The 20,319-nt window shown below is 45.8% G+C and carries 17 protein-coding genes and 1 tRNA gene; 11 read left to right on the forward strand and 7 right to left on the reverse strand.

Annotated elements, in window-relative coordinates:
* The first annotated feature begins 20 nt into the window (after positions 1-20).
* Genes C2756_RS03385 through C2756_RS03400 form a run of 4 tightly spaced genes read left to right on the forward strand, consistent with a single transcriptional unit; the run spans position 21 to position 4,433 of the window.
* Positions 21-2,195 carry a TonB-dependent receptor gene (locus C2756_RS03385; protein WP_215320039.1) on the forward strand — a complete coding sequence of 725 codons (2,175 nt, stop codon included), beginning with the start codon at positions 21-23 and terminating at the stop codon, positions 2,193-2,195.
* On the forward strand, positions 2,195-3,442 hold the full coding sequence (locus tag C2756_RS03390; protein ID WP_215320041.1) for a sialidase family protein: 1,248 nt from the start codon (positions 2,195-2,197) through the stop codon (positions 3,440-3,442). The genes C2756_RS03385 and C2756_RS03390 overlap by 1 nt, the downstream gene beginning before the upstream one ends.
* The gene (locus C2756_RS03395; RefSeq protein WP_215320044.1) at positions 3,442-3,918 is read left to right on the forward strand and encodes a TlpA disulfide reductase family protein; all 477 of its coding nucleotides are present in this window, start codon (positions 3,442-3,444) and stop codon (positions 3,916-3,918) included. Before C2756_RS03390 ends, C2756_RS03395 begins: the two co-directional genes overlap by 1 nt.
* Before the next feature lie 32 nt (positions 3,919-3,950).
* On the forward strand, positions 3,951-4,433 hold the full coding sequence (locus tag C2756_RS03400) for a copper chaperone PCu(A)C (RefSeq protein ID WP_215320046.1): 483 nt from the start codon (positions 3,951-3,953) through the stop codon (positions 4,431-4,433).
* Between the two features lie 72 nt (positions 4,434-4,505).
* On the opposite strand, the gene ilvD is transcribed toward C2756_RS03400, so the two are convergent.
* Positions 4,506-6,200, reverse strand: a complete 1,695-nt coding sequence (gene ilvD, locus C2756_RS03405; RefSeq protein WP_215320048.1) for a dihydroxy-acid dehydratase — start codon at positions 6,198-6,200, stop codon at positions 4,506-4,508.
* A 291-nt stretch (positions 6,201-6,491) separates the two neighbouring features.
* Here ilvD and C2756_RS03410 point away from each other — a divergent pair, with 291 nt between their 5' ends.
* The gene (locus C2756_RS03410) at positions 6,492-7,487 is read left to right on the forward strand and encodes a RodZ family helix-turn-helix domain-containing protein (protein ID WP_215320050.1); all 996 of its coding nucleotides are present in this window, start codon (positions 6,492-6,494) and stop codon (positions 7,485-7,487) included.
* Between the two features lie 44 nt (positions 7,488-7,531).
* Here the strand turns inward: C2756_RS03410 and C2756_RS03415 are convergent, their stop codons facing one another.
* The 3 genes from C2756_RS03415 to ppa form a co-directional block, all read right to left on the reverse strand.
* Complete coding sequence (locus C2756_RS03415) at positions 7,532-7,870, reverse strand: P-II family nitrogen regulator (RefSeq protein WP_215296656.1); 339 nt, start codon at positions 7,868-7,870, stop codon at positions 7,532-7,534.
* Positions 7,871-7,940: 70 nt separating this feature from the next.
* The gene (locus tag C2756_RS03420) at positions 7,941-9,560 is read right to left on the reverse strand and encodes an NAD+ synthase (RefSeq protein ID WP_215320052.1); all 1,620 of its coding nucleotides are present in this window, start codon (positions 9,558-9,560) and stop codon (positions 7,941-7,943) included.
* A gap of 43 nt (positions 9,561-9,603) precedes the next feature.
* A complete protein-coding gene (ppa, locus tag C2756_RS03425) occupies positions 9,604-10,140 on the reverse strand; it encodes an inorganic diphosphatase (RefSeq protein WP_215296658.1) in 537 nt (178 codons plus the stop codon).
* A gap of 171 nt (positions 10,141-10,311) precedes the next feature.
* On the opposite strand from ppa, the gene C2756_RS03430 reads away from it, so the two are divergent.
* Positions 10,312-12,372 (forward strand): sodium-translocating pyrophosphatase, encoded by a 2,061-nt coding sequence (locus tag C2756_RS03430; protein ID WP_215296659.1) that lies wholly within the window; start codon positions 10,312-10,314, stop codon positions 12,370-12,372.
* Positions 12,373-12,470: 98 nt separating this feature from the next.
* Here the strand turns inward: C2756_RS03430 and trxB are convergent, their stop codons facing one another.
* Positions 12,471-13,427 carry a thioredoxin-disulfide reductase gene (gene trxB / locus C2756_RS03435; protein ID WP_215320054.1) on the reverse strand — a complete coding sequence of 319 codons (957 nt, stop codon included), beginning with the start codon at positions 13,425-13,427 and terminating at the stop codon, positions 12,471-12,473.
* 39 nt (positions 13,428-13,466) lie between these two features.
* On the opposite strand from trxB, the gene C2756_RS03440 reads away from it, so the two are divergent.
* The 3 genes from C2756_RS03440 to serS are packed head-to-tail and all read left to right on the forward strand — an operon-like array spanning position 13,467 to position 17,826.
* Positions 13,467-15,770: a DNA translocase FtsK gene (locus C2756_RS03440; RefSeq protein WP_215296661.1), complete on the forward strand. Its 2,304-nt coding sequence runs from the start codon at positions 13,467-13,469 to the stop codon at positions 15,768-15,770.
* A gap of 9 nt (positions 15,771-15,779) precedes the next feature.
* Complete coding sequence (locus C2756_RS03445) at positions 15,780-16,475, forward strand: outer membrane lipoprotein carrier protein LolA (protein ID WP_215320056.1); 696 nt, start codon at positions 15,780-15,782, stop codon at positions 16,473-16,475.
* 40 nt (positions 16,476-16,515) lie between these two features.
* Positions 16,516-17,826, forward strand: coding sequence for a serine--tRNA ligase (gene serS / locus C2756_RS03450; RefSeq protein WP_215320058.1), 1,311 nt, complete (start codon positions 16,516-16,518; stop codon positions 17,824-17,826).
* Here serS and C2756_RS03455 read toward each other — a convergent pair whose 3' ends face one another.
* Positions 17,827-18,252 carry a type II toxin-antitoxin system VapC family toxin gene (locus C2756_RS03455; protein WP_215296664.1) on the reverse strand — a complete coding sequence of 142 codons (426 nt, stop codon included), beginning with the start codon at positions 18,250-18,252 and terminating at the stop codon, positions 17,827-17,829. It abuts the gene before it with no gap.
* Positions 18,252-18,497, reverse strand: coding sequence for an AbrB/MazE/SpoVT family DNA-binding domain-containing protein (locus C2756_RS03460; protein WP_215296665.1), 246 nt, complete (start codon positions 18,495-18,497; stop codon positions 18,252-18,254). Before C2756_RS03460 ends, C2756_RS03455 begins: the two co-directional genes overlap by 1 nt.
* A 137-nt stretch (positions 18,498-18,634) precedes the next feature.
* Between C2756_RS03460 and C2756_RS03465 the strand changes: the two genes are divergently transcribed.
* A tRNA-Ser gene (locus tag C2756_RS03465) sits at positions 18,635-18,724 on the forward strand.
* Positions 18,725-18,806: 82 nt separating this feature from the next.
* Positions 18,807-20,309: an amidohydrolase family protein gene (locus C2756_RS03470; protein WP_215320060.1), complete on the forward strand. Its 1,503-nt coding sequence runs from the start codon at positions 18,807-18,809 to the stop codon at positions 20,307-20,309.
* Positions 20,310-20,319: the final 10 nt, after the last annotated feature.

Genomic DNA, 20,319 nt, shown 5'->3' on the forward strand with positions numbered 1-20,319 from the left:
CATATTGTGTGGAGAAGTAAATGTTGTTAAAGCAAAAGAAAATTGGCATAAGTATTGGTTTGCTATTCGTATGTGTATGTGCGTATGCTCAAGTTGCGCCGCCACCCGATTACGGCCAGAAGATTGGTAATGTAGTTGTTAGTGCGAGTAAATCTGGCACTGAACTTAAGGATATGACACAAAACACCTCAATACTGACTAATGAGGATATCCAAAACTCTCCTGAGCAAACCATTGACCAGGTATTTAAAAATCAATCAAGCGTATTTTTGAATGATCAGCCGTACTATGAAAAAGACCCAACCGGCCAGAGTTTGAATGTGCGCGGCTTGGGTAATGCGCGTACTCTGGTTTTAATAGACGGTGTGCCAGCCAACAATGCAATGTATGGAACTATTGAGTGGAGTCGAGTGCCCTTATCGGCCATTGAAGATGTTGAGTTTATTAGGGGGGGCGTATCAAACCTTTATGGCAACTATGGCATGGGGGGCGTGGTGAATATCACCACTAAGCCAATTTCCGATAACAAGGGTGAACTTTCGGCAAGTTACGGCACATTTAATACAAGTAATGTTGCAGCATCTAAGGAATTTTCCGTAAATGACGTTCTAAAACTAAGAATCTCTGCGGATGCATTCCATACGGATGGCTATATGCAATATCCAAATATTTATCCAGCTAAGCCAGCCTCTTATATCAAAGGGCCTGTTGGCCCCGAGTATGCTGATTCACGAAATTTTCGACTTCAGGGTGATTTAAAAATTAGCGTAGATACTACCGGGTTCTTTAATATTGGCTCTAGCCAAATGTCCAACCCACCTTCCGGCGGCTATAACTTTGCCACCAAAACCACTAATGAAACTACTTTTTCTGCTGGCACCAATACAAAATTGTCTGCAGATGAAAATTTGCAAGTAAACGCCTTTTATCAAAATAGTACTTTGTGGCAGCAGAATGTGACGTTGGGTAGCGTACCAGCTTACATAACGGGTAATTACAACAATCCATCAAATCAGGGTGGTGGCTCAGTTCAATACACAAAAAATCTTAAGGATCATGCAATTGATCAACTTATTGTGAGTATTGATGCACGAGAGGTTGCGGCTACCAATTGGACTAACAATCTTTGTACTGGAACCGCTGTTAGCGGAACTCCCTGCACCACATCAAATCCCGGAACGGTCGGTAGTATTGCTTCAGCAAGTGGAAAACAACAGTTCTATGGTGCACTAGGGCAAATCAAATCAAAAATGGATGCCATTCCTTTAGAGGCAACATTGTCTGCACGAGTAGATCAGTGGTTAAGTCAAGTGCCGTATTACTACACCGCAGCTCCAACAGGATTAAATCCAAACTATACAAATGCACCGAATCAAAGCGTGACGAAATTTAGCCCAAACTTGGGCCTTTTGTATCAAGCTACCAAAGAGCTGGACTTTCGTGGGGCGGCATATCAAGGTTTTCATGCTCCAGGCTTAAACAATATGATTAGATCTTATGGAAGCGGGACAAACTGGTCGTTTTCCAATCCAAATCTGACTCCTGAAAATATGATTGGTTATGAGGTTGGAGCGGATTACCGATGGGGAGGTGGATTTATCCAGGTGACAGGTTTTAATGCCAACATTACAAACGCTATTTATGCAGCCCAATTACCTACGGGCGTTAATGCGTATTGTCAGCCCGTTTTGGGATGTACTTCATCCACGACATCAACGTTGTATGGAAATAATCAGTCCATACAAAGTAGGGGGCTTGAGTTTCAATCTCATTTTGAGTTAACTGAAAAGCTATCAACAGACGTCACTTATACGCACACTAATGCGGAGCTAACCTGGATTGGATCCACTGTTCCCGCAAGTACAAACCCCTTGGGCTCACAATTAGGAGGCACGCCACAAAATATGGGAAGTGCGTCAGCGACATACTATTTGCTTCCTAAAACTAATTTGACTGCAACAGTTAGATATATTGGCAACTCATGGATGGATACTGCCCATGCGTACCCAATTCCAGCCTACGCTGTAGTTGGCATGAGGTTAAATCATGAAGTTACGCAAAATGCTTCAGTCTATTTGAGTGCTCTGAATTTATTAAACAGGAACTACATTACCTATAGCAGTGGTACAAGTGCGTCTAGCTATATTGCTGGTCAACCGCAATCAATCACTGTTGGCGCGCGTATCATCTTCTAATGCTTAAATCCTCTTTCCATCTATCGTTTAAATCTCTCTTCATGGGTGTTTTGGGGTTGGTCGCATTTAATTCTGCGTTTGCCCAAATGGATCACTCGTCGCATATGATGAGCGCTTCTCCTGCAAAGCCTACCGCTTGCACTGGGACCGGGTTGGATTGCGCAAATGCAGCAACCCCATTCTTTATGGCAGATGGTAAGTTATTGTTGGCATGGACTGGGGGCGGTATGGTTTCTGTTGCCCAGTCGATGGACAAGGGAAAAACATTTTCTACTCCCGCAGTTGTTGCTGAGCATGGGAAGTCTTTGGATACAGGTGCTGATGCACGCGCTCAAATTGTTGCTGACAAGACTGGTAATGTGCTGTTGGCTTATGCTTTCTTCAAAGATTCCAACTGGAATGCCCAGATCAATATTGCAAGATCCTTTGATGGTGGGAAAACGTTTTCTCAGCCCCAATCTTTGGTAAAAGACAATTCTAGCCAGCGCTTTCCTTCGGTCGTTATTCGACCTGACAACTCTATCTTTATTGCATGGATTGATAAGCGCTTAGTGGCTGATGCCAAGAAGTTGGGGCAGCAACGTTTGGGTGGATCCATAGCCTATTCGTTTTCTAATGATGGTGGCAATAGTTTTACTCCAGAATTAATTGCCAATGAAGCTAGTTGTGAGTGCTGTCGCATTGGGGCTAGCTTAGATCCCCAGGGCGGGGTCAGTATTATTTATCGCGCAATATTCCCCGGTGGTATTCGGGATCATGCGACCCAGATCATTACGCCAATGGGTGCTAGCAAGACGCAACGCGTTGCTCGAGATGAGTGGAAAACGGATGCTTGCCCGCATCATGGGCCAACTATCGCTATATCGAACTCAGGAAAAATCCATGTAGCCTGGTTTACACAGGGTAGTGCTCGCTCCGGTGTTTTTTATGCCAGCTCTAGCAATCAAGGTGAAGCCTATTCCAAACCCCAAAGAATTGGCGCGGAAAATGCGAATGTATCAAGACCTTATTTGTTAGCAGTCGACCAATCCGTTTGGTTAGTTTGGAAAGAGTTTGATGGCGCGAAAACTTCTGTATACCTAAAACAATCACTTGATGATGGAAAGAGTTGGTTAGCCCCAAAGGTAATCAGCGCTACCGCTGGATATAGTGATCACCCTTTGCTGGTCAGCCATGGAAAAGAGGTTTATCTCTCATGGCTCACTCGTGAAGATGGGTATCAGTTGATTCCATTAAACTCAAAATAATGAAGAAACTACTTAGTATCTTATTTGTCCTCTTGGCATTTATGCAGTCTGCATATGCCCAGAGTAGTGCATTAAAGCCATATCAAAAGGGCGATTGGAAGACTGTTACTAAACCTTATGCTGGGCAACCTGTTGTCATTCATTTTTGGGGCGTTACTTGCTCGCCTTGCGCAAAAGAAATGCCGCTATGGGGAAAATTTCTAAGTCAAAATAAAAACGCCAAAATTATCTTTATTCAGGTTGATGATGTTCCTTCGGAGAGTGCATCCAAGATGCTCACAGCTGCTAATGTCAATCCTGTCGGTAAATACACTTTGGCATCGCCTTTTGACGATGCTTTACGTTATGAGATCGACCCCAAATGGCGTGGTGAAACGCCAATGACACTATTAATTGATAAGAATGGGAAAGTTATTCGCAAGACCGGCAGTATGGATTTTGAGAAATTAAAGCAGTGGTATGCGACTGGTGCATAAGGGATTTGGCAAGATTATTTAAGGAGAGGTAAATGAAAAGTTCATTATTAAAAACGTTATCTATCGGTATTCTCGGTTTGGGATTCTGCGGATCATTAATGGCTCAGGATGTCTCAAAGACTGTCTCTACTAATGCAATCAAAATTGAAAATGCCTACACACGTGCTACTGCACCAGGTCAGCAGGTAGCGGGTGGGTTTATGAAGATTGAAAACAAGGGTAGCTCTGGAGATCAGCTGGTATCTGCAAGCTCTCCTGCTGCGGGAGAAGTGCAATTGCATGAAATGGCTATGGACGGCAACGTCATGAAAATGCGCCAGGTAAAAGATATTGCTGTACCTCCCAATGGCGCTGTAGAACTCAAGCCAGGTGGCTACCACTTGATGTTTATGAACCTAAAAGGACCTTTTGCTGCTGGTCAAACCGTTCCAGTAAAGCTGAAGTTTGCTAAAGCAGGCGAGGTAGAGGTAAAGCTTCCCGTAAATGCAATGGGAGCGATGCACGATAAGCATTAATCCCCTTGAGATAGCTAATAAAAAAGCCCCTGATTTTATTCAGGGGCTTTTGTTTTATTGCTTGCTCTTGTATCAGGTCAGATCTAAGTTCAGATCTGTAACAGCACCTTTGCTAGCACTGCTAGCAAGGCTTGCATACTTTGCCAAGAGGCCACGGGTATAGCGTGGCTTAGGTTGTTTCCAAGCTGCGCGGCGTTTTGCAATCTCTTCATCACTCACATTGAGTTGAATGAGGAGCTTGTGAGCGTCGATGGTTACAGAGTCACCTTCATGGATGAGGGCAATAACGCCACCCACATAAGCTTCTGGAGCTACGTGACCAACGACCATGCCCCAAGTTCCACCAGAGAAGCGACCATCAGTAATAAGGCCTACAGACTCACCTAAGCCTTGACCTACCAAGGCAGAGGTCGGGGAAAGCATCTCGCGCATTCCGGGGCCACCTTTAGGGCCCTCATAGCGAATGATCACGATGTCACCATCTTTGATCTTTTGCGCCATGATGGCTGCCATAGCATCGTCTTCAGAATCAAATACACGCGCTGGGCCAGTAATCGATGGGTTCTTAAGACCCGTAATCTTGGCTACGCAACCCTCTGGAGAGATATTGCCCTTCAGAATGGCTAAGTGGCCTTGTTTGTATAAAGGATTGTCTAAAGCGCGAATCACTTTTTGATCAGCACGCGGCACCGAAGGGATATCTTTCAACACTTCTGCAATCGTTTTGCCAGTAATGGTCATGCAATCGCCATGTAGCAAGCCACCATCAAGCAAAATTTTCATTACTTGTGGAATGCCGCCAGCCTGGTGCAAGTCGGTTGCCAAATAAGTGCCGGATGGTTTCATATCCACAATGACAGGAACGCGCTTACGAATACGTTCAAAGTCATCAATCGTCCAATCGATTTCAGCCGCACTAGTAATGGCGAGAAAATGCAATACCGCATTGGTAGACCCGCCGACTGCCATGATGACGCTGACTGCGTTCTCAATCGATTTCTTGGTAATGATGTCGCGTGGACGTAGATTGTTCTTGATAGCTTCTACTAAAACGCGGGCAGATTCAGCGGCGCTTGCGACTTTTTCTGCATCTTCGTTGGCCATCGTAGAAGAGTAGGGCAGACTCATACCGAGGGCTTCAAAGGAGGAGCTCATCGTATTGGCTGTGTACATACCGCCACAAGAGCCGCTTCCTGGGCAGGCATGTTGTTCCACACCCTTCAGATCTTCTTCGTTCATGCGGCCGGAAGTAAATTCACCAACAGCTTCAAATGCAGAAACGATATTGAGGTCTTTGCCTTTGTAGTGACCTGGCTTAATCGTCCCACCGTAAACATAAATGGCAGGAACATTGGTACGGGCAATAGCCATCATGCCGCCGGGCATATTCTTATCGCAACCCCCGATCACCACTACACCGTCTTGCCATAAACCATTAACACAAGTTTCAATACTGTCAGCAATGACTTCGCGAGACACGAGCGAGTATTTCATGCCTTCAGTGCCCATGCCAATCCCATCAGAAACCGTGGGCGTACCAAATGTTTGTGCTTTTGCGCCCGCTTCTTCAAGTGCAGTTACAGCCGCATCGGTTAATTTTTGCAGACCACTATTACAAGGAGTAATCGTCGAGTGGCCGTTCGCAACGCCAACCATTGGCTTGGAGAAATCCTTTTCTTGATAACCCATGGCGTAATACATCGAGCGATTAGGTGCGCGAGCTACTCCCTCGGTGACCATACGTGAGCGTTCGTTGAGGCGTTTCATGCTTATTACTCCAGAAAAGGTTTGTTTTGAAAGGCTCTATTGTGCCGTGAGATGGGCTAAAGGGTGTGCTGCACGAAGGGGTAATGCATACCCATCTTAATGTTGCACTGCAATACTAAAAAACGAGCCTCGTTCTCTCGGTATGTTTGACTAGAAAAGCCGCTTCCTTCGGATTTTCAGGGGCTGAAAAATGTCGTGCTGATATTTCTGCGTAAGGCCAATGTTCAATAAAGTATTATATTTATCAATGCATTAGAATTACTACGATAAAAATAGTGAGACAGTTCCGCCATGGACAATCCTGCAAAACTTCCGGAGATACGAAAAGAGGCTTTTTCTAAGGCCAGGGAGAGTCTTGGTTTAAGCGCTAAGGATTTATCGGTTATGGCCTGTCTTTCTGTTCGCCAAATTGAGCAAATTGAAAATGGCGAATCTAGTTCTTTCTATGGTCTTCAAATTAAGGTCACTGCAGCAAAAAAAGTTGCTGCATTGTTAAAGCTCAATTTAGAAGATGCTTTTGACTTTGGTGAGGCGCCGATGGCGAAGAAAGCTGAAGTTGAAAAGGTAGTAGAAGAAAAGAAAGAAATTCCTGCTGTAATCACTCCACCGGTAGAAAAAAAAGTATCACCTGTAAAGCCTGAAACAGCTAAGCCGCTAGAGAAAATAAAAGAACTCGTCACTATTTTATCGAATTCATCAGGCCAAGAAAAAAATCCTCAGAAAAAATTATTGATTCTTCTAGGCATCGCGGTAACTTTAATCTTTGCAGTTGTAAATCTACGCCCACTATTTTTCCCAGAGCCAGTTAAGCAAGAGATTGTGATTTTGGAAGAAGTTGCTCCAGCAAATCCACCTGCAGAGCCGGTAGCTGAAGCCAAGCCAGAGGAAAAGCCTGTTGCGACTGTGCTTGCTGTTGCTCCTCCTGCACCAGCGGCCGCTCCAGCAATTTCCTTGGAGTGCCCGCCTGCAGATTCGTCAGTAGTGAGCTACAAAACGGATGCGCCCAAAAAGTCTGGGGATGTTGTATTTTTTCAATCTAAAACTGCGCAAACAGTCTGTGTTGTTGACGCTAGTGGCAAGACGCAAAACAAAACTCTAGAGCCTGGAGTGGGAGCTAGTATTTTGGGAAAACCACCTTTAAAGGTTTTAACTTCTGGCTTAGCTCAAGTAGATATGTATTACCAAGGAATGAAAGTTCGTCTTTCCAATCCCACTGCTAAGACTATTATTTTGGAGCAGGCTGAAATCATTCAGCCTTCCGCTCCCTTAGATTCTCAGTTACGTTAACGTTGTTGAGTGGTTAAGCTGAGGCTGTCAATCGACAGTCTTGATTAAACTGCTGATTCGTTTGTTTCACCTGTACGAATACGAATCACTTGCTCAACCGCGGTAACGAAAATTTTCCCGTCACCAATTTTCCCTGTGCGCGCAGCTTTGGTGATTGCCTCAAGTGCTACCTCAACGCGATCACTGGCAACCACAGCCTCAACCTTTACTTTAGGCAAAAAGTCGACCACATACTCAGCGCCACGGTAGAGTTCGGTATGACCCTTTTGACGGCCAAAGCCCTTGACTTCAGTCACAGTTAGGCCAGTAACTCCTACTTCGGCCAATGCTTCACGAACTTCATCGAGTTTGAACGGTTTGATGATTGATGTAATGAGTTTCATGTATTCCCCCTAATGCAGTAATCATACCTAGAACTGGAAAAAAGTGCCAAATTCGGACTTTCCTGACAGACTAGGCTCTAAATTGAGAAGTAATCGGATAGCGCCAATCGCGGCCAAAGGCACGCGTTGTCACGCGCACTCCTGGAGGAGCCTGGCGGCGCTTGTACTCGTTTAATTTGATCAGGCGCGTTACTTTTTCAACACTCTCTGGATCAAATCCGGCAGCAATGATTTGCTCAATGGATTGGTTTTGCTCCATATACCGCTCAACGATGCCATCTAAAACCTCATAGGATGGCAGGCTGTCTTGGTCTTTTTGATCTGGGCGCAATTCAGCAGAAGGAGCGCGCGTCAAAATACGCTCCGGAATGACGGGAGCGATGCTATTGCGATAAGCGCATAAACGATAGACCAAAGTTTTAGCAATATCTTTAATCACTGCAAAGCCACCAGCCATGTCGCCATACAAAGTGCAATAACCCACTGCCATTTCACTTTTGTTACCGGTAGTCAGAACGAGTCGACCCGTTTTATTCGAGAGTGCCATCAACATCGTGCCACGCACACGCGCTTGAATGTTTTCTTCTGTGGCATCAACCCGCATGCCTTTGAACTGCTCAGCTAAGGCTTGCTCGAGAGCGTCAACGGGACCACTAATTGGAATCTCATCGTATTGAACATTCAGATTCTGGGCTAATTCACGGGCATCAATCCAAGAGATATCAGCGGTATAGCGTGATGCCATCATCACAGCACGTACTTTGTCTGCACCAAGGGCATCGACTGCAATCGCCAACACAAGAGCGGAATCTACGCCGCCTGATAAGCCAATAATCACACCAGGAAAGCGGTTCTTGTTCACATAGTCGCGCACACCCAGTACTAAGGCTTGATAAGCCTGAGCCTCAACACTTTGGGGTGGGGAGATTGAGCCTTTTTCGAGCTCACCTCCGGAACTGACATTTACAACACCTAGTCCAGTTTCAAACTGGGGCATAGACATAACCACTTCGCCATGGCTATTTAATGCAAAAGACCCGCCGTCAAACACCAATTCATCTTGACCACCAACGGCGTTGACATAGACTAAAGGCATTTTGGTTTGTTCAATGTGAGCACGCAATACATCGATACGCAGCGCCTCTTTTTTCAGGTGATAGGGCGATGCATTTGGAACGAGTAAAACGTGTGCGCCAGCCGCATGGGCTTGTTTCGCTGGCCCTGGATGCCATGCATCTTCACAGAGAATCAGGCCATACTGAATGCCTGCGCAGTCAAATACACAAGCTTGCTTACCGGGCACAAAGTAACGCACCTCATCAAAGACTTCGTGATTAGGTAGCTCTTGTTTGGCATAGCCTGCAATGACCTTGCCATTCCGTAAAACGGAAGCATAGTTTTGTAGACCTGCTGACGTTAATTTTGGGTGACCTACTACGACCGTCAGATCTGGATATTGGGATAGATCTTGTACCAAAGAATCAAGCTGCTTTTGCGCAGCCTCAATGAAGGCAGGCCGGAGCAATAAATCTTCTGGGGGGTAGCCGGTCAGAGAAAGCTCAGGAGTAACAACAAGCTTGGCGCCTTGAGAAAAGGCCTCTTGAGCTGCTTTGTGAATCAGTTGCGCGTTACCAGCCAGATCACCCAGCAGCGGGTTCATTTGGGCTAAGGCAATTTTCTGTGCGCTCACTCCGAATCACAAAGCCTTTACTATCAATTGAATCAACACTAAGTTAAGCGTGCTCTTTGTTGTAACGATCGATGCCCTCAAGAATCTCTGTATGAGCATCGGCAACGCCACCCCAGCCTTTTACCTTCACCCACTTGCCTGGCTCGAGATCTTTATAGTGCTCGAAGAAGTGCTGAATTTGATTTAAGCGCAATGGGTTGATATCTTCTGGTTTTTGCCAGTGTGTGTAGATTGGCAAAATCTTATCTTCTGGGACAGCCAATAATTTAGCGTCTTGCCCACCTTCATCTTCCATTTGCAAAACACCAAGTGCGCGGCAAGCAACCACGACACCCGGAATGAGTGGAAATGGAGTAATCACGAGAACGTCAACAGGGTCACCATCGCCAGCAATGGTTTTATTGATGTAGCCATAATTGCAGGGATAGTGCATGGCAGTACCCATAAAACGGTCAACGAAAATGGCGCCACTTTCCTTGTCAACTTCATATTTGATTGGATCCGCATTCATGGGGATTTCAATAATGACGTTGAAGCTTTCAGGGATCTTTTTACCTGGCTTGACGTTGTCGAGACTCATAAATACTCCGAATAATGATTAGTAAATACCCTGATCCTGTGGAGGGGGCGCAGGGGTGATTCTGTTACATACTGTTACGGCTTAAAGACATAGTTTAAAGCTTTCAGAAACCGGGTCGACCTAAGCGCAAGTAGCAAAAAACAATAAAGATTAAATTTAGGGAGTTCAAGCATGAGTAATGTCACTTTAGGCTTGTATTTTGCCTTGGTATGCGGAGTCATAGCCGTGATTTACGGTTTTGTGATGCGTAGCTGGATTTTGAAGCAAAGTACGGGCAACGCCAAAATGCAAGAGATTGCGGAAGCGATCCAGCAGGGTGCGGCGGCCTACTTATCACGCCAATATAAAACGATTGCGATCGTTGGAGTGATTCTCACCATTCTGATGGCGCTCTTTTTGGATTTTGCGACAGCGATTGGCTTTGTCGTGGGCGCGGTTCTCTCAGGTGCATGTGGTTTCATTGGTATGAATGTGTCAGTCCGCGCAAACGTGCGCACCGCTGAGGCTGCAACCAAGGGTATGAATGAAGCTCTCAACGTTGCCTTTAAGGGTGGCGCGATTACCGGTATGTTGGTAGTGGGTCTTGGACTCTTGGGGGTTGGTCTCTTCTTCATGTTCCTCGTTTCCATTGGCGCAGGACAAGACCTCTCCGCAGTATTGCATCCCCTCATTGGCTTGGCATTTGGCTCTTCATTGATTTCGATCTTTGCACGTTTAGGTGGCGGTATCTTTACTAAAGGTGCAGACGTTGGTGCTGACTTAGTAGGTAAAGTGGAAGCAGGCATTCCGGAGGATGATCCACGTAATCCAGCAGTGATTGCCGATAACGTGGGCGATAACGTTGGCGACTGTGCTGGTATGGCTGCTGACTTGTTTGAAACGTATGCTGTGACATTGATTGCAACCATGGTGCTGGGTTCATTGATGGTCGCTGGTGCTCCCGTAGCAGCCATCATCTATCCATTGGTGCTAGGTGGCGTATCGATTATTGCTTCGATCGTTGGCTGTTCGTTTGTTAAAGCAACCCCTGGTATGAAGAATGTGATGCCTGCTTTGTATAAAGGTCTGATCATTGCGGGCGGCTTATCACTGGTTGCCTTCTACTTTGTCACCAACTTTATCATGCCAGATGATGCACTGGGTATTCCAGGTAGTCAGTGGCGTTTATTTGGTGCAACTATCGTTGGCCTCTTGCTTACTGCTGCTTTGGTATGGATTACCGAGTACTACACTGGTACTCAGTTCAAGCCAGTACAGCATATTGCTGAAGCATCGACTAAAGGTCATGGCACAAACATCATTGCTGGTCTAGGCATCTCAATGAAGTCAACTGCTTATCCAGTCTTGTTTGTTTGCGCAGCGATTTATGCAGCGTATTGGTTGGCTGGTTTATATGGCATTGCGATTGCCGCTACCTCGATGTTGTCGATGGCTGGTATCGTTGTGGCACTAGACGCATACGGACCAATTACCGATAACGCAGGTGGTATTGCGGAGATGGCAGGTTTGCCACAAGCAGTGCGTGATATTACTGATCCATTGGATGCAGTGGGCAATACAACTAAAGCAGTTACTAAGGGTTACGCCATCGGTTCTGCTGGTTTGGCTTCATTAGTCCTCTTTGCCGATTACACCCATGCTTTAGAAGGTATCGGCCAGCAAGTCTCTTTTGATCTATCAAACCACATGGTGATCATTGGTCTCTTTATTGGGGGCATGATTCCTTACTTGTTCGGGGCGATGGCGATGGAAGCAGTGGGCCGTTGCGCTGGTGCAGTTGTTGAGGAAGTGCGTCGTCAGTTCCGCGATATTCCAGGGATCATGGAAGGTACCGCTAAGCCTGAGTACGGTAAAGCGGTAGACATGCTCACTTCTGCGGCGATTAAAGAGATGATCGTTCCTTCATTGTTGCCGGTGGTTGCACCCATCGTAGTTGGCCTCTTGCTAGGACCTGCTGCATTGGGGGGGTTGCTCATGGGCACAATCGTGACAGGTTTGTTCGTGGCAATCTCGATGTGTACTGGTGGCGGCGCTTGGGACAATGCCAAGAAATATATCGAGGAAGGTAACTTCGGTGGCAAAGGTTCTGAGGCGCACAAAGCTGCTGTGACTGGTGACACTGTAGGTGACCCCTACAAAGACACTGCAGGTCCTGCAGTCAACCCACTAATCAAGATCATCAACATTGTGGCATTGCTCATCGTGCCCCTTTTGCCAGTGATCTCACGCTAAGTAATGCATAGTAAGTAATATGCATTAGTAGCCAAAGCATCAAAGAAAAAACGCCTAGCAATGCTAGGCGTTTTTATTTCGAGAAACTTTCGGAAGACTTAATCTAAAGCTTCTAAGTAACGTTGCGCATCTAATGCAGCCATACACCCGGTGCCGGCACTAGTAATCGCTTGACGGTAGATGTGGTCTTGAACATCACCAGCAGCAAACACACCAGGAATATTGGTAGCTGTTGCATTACCTTCCAATCCTGAGTGAGTTTTGATATAACCATTATTCATTTCTAGCTGACCAATAAAGAGCTCGGTATTGGGTTTGTGACCAATCGCGATAAATGCACCAGTAACGGCGATATCTTCCGTGCCGCCATCTTGTTTCTTGATGCGCACACCAGTCACGCCTTTTTCATCACCGAGAACTTCATCTAGTGTGGCATTCAATTTCAGCTCTACCTTGCCTTCGGCAACTTTGGCCATCAAGCGATCATTTAAAATAGGTTCGGCACGGAATTTATCGCGACGGTGAATCACAGTCACTTTTTTTGCAATACCTGTGAGATAGAGCGCTTCTTCCACCGCAGTATTGCCACCACCTACCACGCATACATCTTGATTGCGATAGAAAAACCCATCGCAAGTTGCACAACCAGATACGCCGCGCCCCATAAATGCTTCTTCACTTGGAAGGCCAATGTATTGAGCGGAAGCACCGGTGCTAATAATCAAAGCATCACAGGTATAAGTTCCAGAGTCACCCACTAAGCGAATGGGCTTCTCTTTGAGAGCCGCTGTATGAATGTGGTCAAAAATGATCTCGGTATTGAAATGCTCCGCATGCTTCAAAAAGCGGTCCATGAGCTCTGGGCCTTGCACGCCTTCTGGGTCGGCGGGCCAGTTTTCAACGTCAGTGGTGGTCATTAATTGACCCCCTTGAGCCAAGCCAGTAATGAGGGTGGGCTGTAAATTGGCTCGGGCGGCATAGACTGCAGCGGTATAGCCGGCAGGACCAGATCCGAGGATGAGAACTTTTGAGTGTTTTGGGGTATTTGTAGTCATACCCAAATTATAGGTTTGCTTGTTTACAATCGGTAGAACATGGCGAGAACCGTATACCCGAAATCCCAATTGCCCCAGTCCCCAGAAAAAGGCGGGCCGGATCGGATGCCCCGCCTGCTCCTAGAGGCCCGTTGGTTTATTTCCCTAGGCTTATGCCTTGGACTATTTGCCATTTTGATTACCTATTCCAAGGCTGACCCAGCCTGGTCACATGCCAGTTTTCAGGCTCCCAAGAACCTAGGTGGCCGTTTTGGGGCTTATTTAGCGGATTTGATGCTCTACATCTTTGGGATTTCTGCTTTTTGGTGGGTTGTGCTATTCGGGCGCCGGGTTCTAAATGGCTGGAGGGAGCTTTGGAGTATCCCTTTGCCCCCAGATCCAGAAGCTAAACCTGACTCTCTCTTAATGCGTTGGTTGGGCTTTGGTTTAACTCTGGCGTGCAGTATGGGGCTTGAGTCCATTCGTTTGCATACTCTGTCCTGGCAGCTTCCTAGACCTCCTGGTGGTATTTTGGGAGAGTTAATCGGCGACCCTTTGCAAATGTCCTTGGGTTTTACAGGTGCAACCTTAGTACTTCTATTTGGACTTTGTGCCGGCCTTTCTTTATTCCTGCATTTCTCTTGGTTAGATATTGCTGAAAAAGTAGGGCGAATCTTGGAAGTATCTTTTCATCGCATACGCGAGCGTCGCGATAGTGAAGAAGATCGTAAGCTAGGTGAAGCTGCTGCTGAAGAGCGGGAAGAGTTTGTGGAAGAGATTCGGGGGCGTGTTGAAGTGGCAGCTCCTGTGCAGATTGTGCGTGCACCCATAGAGATCGCAAAGAGCGCTCGCGTAGAGCGTGAGAAACAACAACCATTATTTGTAGATATCCCTGATTCTGAATTGCCACCACTGGCATTGCTAGATCCAGTTCCTGAAGTAAAAGAAACCATCTCCGCTGATGTCTTGGAATTTACGTCGCGTTTAATTGAGCGGAAGTTAGCTGAGTTCAATGTTCAGGTTACCGTGATTGCCGCTTACCCTGGTCCCGTAGTAACGCGTTACGAGATTGATCCGGCGATCGGTGTGAAGGGTAGTCAGATTGTTAATCTTTCCCGTGACTTAGCACGCTCACTGGGTGTTGTCAGTATGCGTGTAGTAGAAACCATTCCAGGTAAAACGTGTATGGCTTTGGAGTTGCCAAACCCAAGGCGCCAATCGGTTTACTTGTCTGAGATTCTGACTTCACAGGTATATAACGACAATCATTCTTTATTGACTCTCGCTTTAGGTAAGGATATTTCAGGCAGTCCTATGGTGGCTGACTTGGCGAAGATGCCGCACTGTTTGGTAGCGGGTACAACGGGTGCTGGTAAGTCGGTTGGTATCAATGCCATGATTCTTTCGCTGCTCTTTAAGGCAAAGCCGGATGAAGTGCGGTTGATCATGATTGATCCAAAGATGCTTGAGATGGCAATGTACGACAAGATCCCGCATCTGCTTTGCCCAGTAGTGACTGATATGAAACAAGCGTACAACGCATTGAACTGGGCGGTAAACGAGATGGAGCGTCGTTACAAGCTCATGAGTAAGTTTGGCGTACGTAACTTAGCTGGCTTTAATAAGAAGATTCTGGAAGCAGAAGAAAAGGGTGAGAAGCTCACTAATCCATTTAGCTTGACGCCAGAAGATCCAGAGCCAATCTACAAGGCACCAGTTATCGTGATCGTGATTGATGAGTTAGCTGACTTGATGATGGTCTCTGGCAAGAAGATTGAAGAACTCATTGCCCGTATTGCGCAAAAAGCGCGTGCTGCAGGAATTCACTTGGTATTGGCAACACAGCGCCCTAGCGTAGATGTGATTACGGGCTTAATTAAAGCGAACGTGCCAACCCGTATCTCTTTTCAAGTCAGCAGCAAGATCGATAGCCGCACGATTTTGGATCAGCAGGGTGCTGAGGCACTTCTCGGTATGGGTGACATGTTGTATATGGCCCCAGGTACTGGCCTGCCGGTTCGGGTACATGGCGCATTCGTATCGGATGATGAAGTACATCGTGTGGTGGAATGGCTTAAAGAGAAGGGCGAAGCAAACTATATTGATGGCGTACTTGAAGGTGCAGATGAATCCAATATCGATGCCTTAACAGGTGAGAGCGGTGGCGAGTCTGATCCACTGTACGACCAAGCAGTCGCGATTGTTCTAGAAAACAAACGCCCATCCATCTCATTAGTGCAACGTCATCTGCGTATTGGCTACAACCGTGCAGCTCGCCTCTTAGAGGATATGGAAAAAGCCGGTCTTGTATCCAAGATGGGCAATGGCGGCAATCGCGAGATTTTGCATCGTTCCTCCGAGTAAGGTTTGATTTTGCAAAGATTCTTATCAGCATTAGCGATGCAAATCTCCATCGGTATTGCGACGATTCTTTTTTCAGGTGTAGCGATCTCGCAAAGTGAGAGCGGCTCAGACCAATTACGCCAGTTTGTGCGTAATTCCAAAACGGCAGAAGGTGATTTTGTGCAACAGCAGCTCCGTGCGCCGAAAGCGAATGAGCCGCAAGACAAAGGCCTCAAAGTCGTGCGTCAGACGCAAGGCCATTTTGTCTTTCAGCGTCCGGGTCGTTTTGTGTGGGACACCCAAAAACCATATGAGCAAAAACTGATTGCAAATGGCAATCAACTCATCTTATGGGATAAGGATTTAAATCAAGCCACTTTTCGTCCAGCAGGACAAGCGTTGGCATCAACACCAGCAGCTATTTTGTTTGGTGAAAACTCATTAGATCAACATTTTGAATTGATCGAGGGAGAAGAGCGCTTAGGAATGAAATGGGTTGCCTTAGTTCCTAAAAGTGACCCCAATGCCAAAAAACAGGCTGACCTGCCATATACCAAGATCTCGATTGGTATGGTCAATGGACTGCCCAAAGCGCTGGAGTTAATGGATGGCCTGGGAAGTGTGGTCTTAGTCACCCTCGATAAAATCCAACTCAATGTCAATTTGCCTGCCAACCGCTTTAATTTCATGCCTCCTGCAGGAGCTGAAGTCTTACGCTTAAACTAGAGTCTAAATAAACAAGCACACCTAATCTATAGAGCATTAAATGATTGATCCGCAATTACTCCGCAAAGATATCGCCGCTGTTGCAGCGCGTTTAGCTACTCGCAAATTCCAGCTAGATGTTGAGAGGTTCAACATCCTTGAGTCTGAGCGTAAGTCTTTACAAACCAGCACTGAAGAATTACAAGCCAAACGCAATCAGTTATCTAAAGCGATCGGCATGAAGAAAGGCAAAGGCGAGGATGCCTCTGCTGAGATGGCTGAAGTTGCTCAAGTAAATACTGATATGGAAGCCGGCGCATCCAGATTAAGTACGCTACAAGTCGAGATTTCTGATTTCTTGATGGGTATTCCCAATCTGCCAGATGATTCTGTGCCAATAGGTAAAGACGAAACTGAAAATAAAGAAATCAAGCGGTGGGGTACAGAACCTATATTTGATTTTGAGATCAAAGATCACGTAGACCTTGGTGGTCCATTAGGATTGGATTTTGAAGCAGCTGCCAAGATTAGCGGTTCTCGCTTTGTGGTTCTCAAAGGGCCGATTGCAAGATTACATCGTGCCTTAGCGCAATTTATGATCGATACCCATGCAAGTAATCATGGTTACCAAGAAGTCTATGCGCCTTATATGGTGAACGCTGCCTCAATGCGTGGTACTGGCCAATTACCGAAGTTTGAAGAAGACCTCTTTAAGGTTCCTCGTCAAATGGGTGGGGAGGATGGTAACGGAGAGTCAAAAACGGAAAACTTCTACCTCATTCCAACGGCGGAAGTTCCGGTAACTAATTTAGTAAGAGATGAGATCGTCAATGCTGATAATCTCCCTCTAAAGTTTGTTGCTCATACCCCATGCTTTCGCTCTGAAGCCGGTAGTTATGGTCGTGATGTCCGCGGCATGATTCGTCAACATCAGTTTGACAAAGTCGAGTTAGTACAAATCACTAAACCAGAAAACTCCATGCAAGCCCTCGAAGATTTAACGGGTCATGCTGAGAAGATTTTAGAGTTGCTCGAATTACCATACAGAAAGGTATTGCTCTGTACTGGTGATATGGGATTCGGTAGCACTAAGACTTACGACTTAGAGGTATGGGTGCCTTCACAAAAGGCATACAGAGAAATTAGTTCTTGCTCCAGCATGGGCGACTTCCAAGCAAGACGGATGCAGGCTAGATTTAAGGAGGGGCAAGGCAAGCCAGAACTCCTACATACATTAAATGGTTCTGGACTTGCAGTGGGCAGGACATTGGTCGCGTTAATTGAAAACAAGCAACAAGTAGACGGCAGCATTGCGATTCCAAAAGCATTACAACCCTATTTGGGTGGCTTAGAAGTGCTCAAGCCAATCTAACTAAAGCGTCAAAGTTTTAATCTTCAGTCGAGTAGCATTCTCCTCAAGTATCTTGTCGAGTGTAACGAGTAGCTTTACTTTAAAATGTTTAGCAGCCGCAAGATGAAGTGCATCCCCGGAACGCAATTTAGAGGAACTATCTAGTACTAAAAGCCCTGCTGAATAAAAGACTTTATTATCAATTGGTAGTAATTCAATATCGTTATTGCATATAGCTTCAAAAATCTTCCAAGCGCTCTTGCTCTCCTTTGAAGTAATTTGCCCTGTTCTTTCTTTTATACCTAAGGCACTCGCAAACTCTGTAAAAGTCCAAGCCGAAGAAATTAATTTTGACTGTTTTACGCCGTCATACCATTTCTCAATAGCTTTACTTTTTGCTTCTTCTGTACACATAGCTACTAATACACATGAATCTACATATACCATTAATAGGGACCTTCAGAGCGTACTTCATCCATGACTGATTTGCCCATTTTCATTGAACTCCTTAACTCTTTAGCCATCTTCGCTAAGGTTTTACGATCTAGCTTTTTCGGTTTAATAATCAGGGATCCATCGAGAGACAGGGTTGCCTCAACTTTGTCACCCTCTTTAAGGTGAATTTGTTTGATGAGTGATGCCGGAATACGCATTGCAAGACTGTTGCCCCACTTTGAAATTTGAATATTCATGCTATTTCTCCTTACTATGGATATACATTAATGTATATCCATAGTAACGTAATTAATTTATCCATGCAAACAATTTTCAATAACCAACATTGAGCAAGTGACTTTATTACACGATGGCTATAATTGCCCTTCGGTTCGGAGAGGTGGCAGAGTGGTCGAATGTACCTGACTCGAAATCAGGCGTACTGTCAAAGGTACCGAGGGTTCGAATCCCTCCCTCTCCGCCAAATTGTCAAAAAAGTGCTTAAATCTATCAACGATATTATTTTTAGTGAGTAAGATCTCGAACGGTTAAAGGAAGCTCATATCATGATGACCCCCGATGAGATAGAAAAATTAATACCTGCAGAAACTGCTAAATTTCGCTCACCCATTCCTACGCAAGCGATATCAAGCGATGAGTTTATGCCGTCTATACAAACTCCTAAGCAAAAAGAGCTAGAGAAGCGTATTAAAGAACTTGGCTCAAGACTTGCCAAGCATCAAGGAGTCTCTCGCCGGAGATTCTTTCAAGGTGCCGCAGGAATGGCGGCAGCCTTTGTTGCCATGAATGAAACTTTTGGCCCGCTTTATGGGGTTAGTCACGCTGAAGCAGCAACACCTGAACTGGCAAACGAACGTGCTGTATCCCTCAAAAGTCAATTCATCATGGATATGCATACTCACTATCTGCGAGATGACACTCGTTTAGAGGGATTTGTCAGATCACGCGAGGCAGTGGGGAAGGCAGCTTGGAATCCCGCCCTTGCAGGCAAGCCACAAACTTTAGATGATTTGAAATTTGCAAACTATTTTAAAGAGGTCTTCTTAGATAGTGATACTAAAGTCGCCTTAATTTCTGGATCAGGCTCTGAAGATCCGCGGGATTGGTTTTTAACCAATGAAATGAAGGCGCAGGCCCGTAAAACAGTAAACCAAGAGGCTGGTACTAAGCGTATGTTCTCACATGCAATTTTCATGCCCGGAACACCTGGATGGCTAGAAAAAGCAGAAGCGGATTATGAAAACCTCAAGCCAGATTCATTTAAAGGCTACACCATTGGCGATAACACCAATAAACAACTTTCTACACATCCTTGGCGACTTGATGATGAGAAGTTGCTGTATCCCTTTTATGAAAAGCTAGCAAAGTGGAGTAAGACGCAGCCAAGTCTTGCGAACGTTTGTGTGCATAAAGGTTTATATCCACCGTCTGTAACACAGCAGTACCCACATCTATTGCCTTATGCAAAAGTCGATGACGTTGCCAAAGCGGCAAAAGATTGGCCACAATTAAATTTCGTAATTTATCACTCCGCGTTTCGCTACACAGGTGGCACTTGGGATGAGGGTTGGCAGCAGTTCAGGCGCACAGGCCGAATAGACTGGGTAACTGACTTGGCACAGATTCCTCAAAAAGCCGGTGTCAATAATGTCTATGGTGATTTAGGGCAAATCTTTGCTCAGAGTACTATTGCTGAACCAAGACTCTGTGCTGCGATGTTAGGTCAACTGATTCAGGGCCTTGGTTCTGATCACGTTGTCTGGGGAACCGATGCCATCTGGACAGGATCACCGCAATGGCAGATTGAAGCCTTACGCCGTCTTGAGATCCCAGAGGATATGCAAAAGAAGTATGGTTTTAGCCCTTTAGGTTCTGCTGATGGACCAGTCAAACGCGCTATCTTTGGCGATAACTCAGCGCGACTCTATCACTTTACTCAAGCACAACGCAGTGCGCTTGCAGGGGATAAGGTGGCTCTGGCTAAATTTAGTTATGACGAGTTTGGTGATGGTAGAACCAATCTGCGATATGGCTATATGCAAGCATAGATTGGGGTAA

The organism is Polynucleobacter sp. UB-Siik-W21 (assembly GCF_018687415.1).
Lineage (GTDB): Bacteria > Pseudomonadota > Gammaproteobacteria > Burkholderiales > Burkholderiaceae > Polynucleobacter.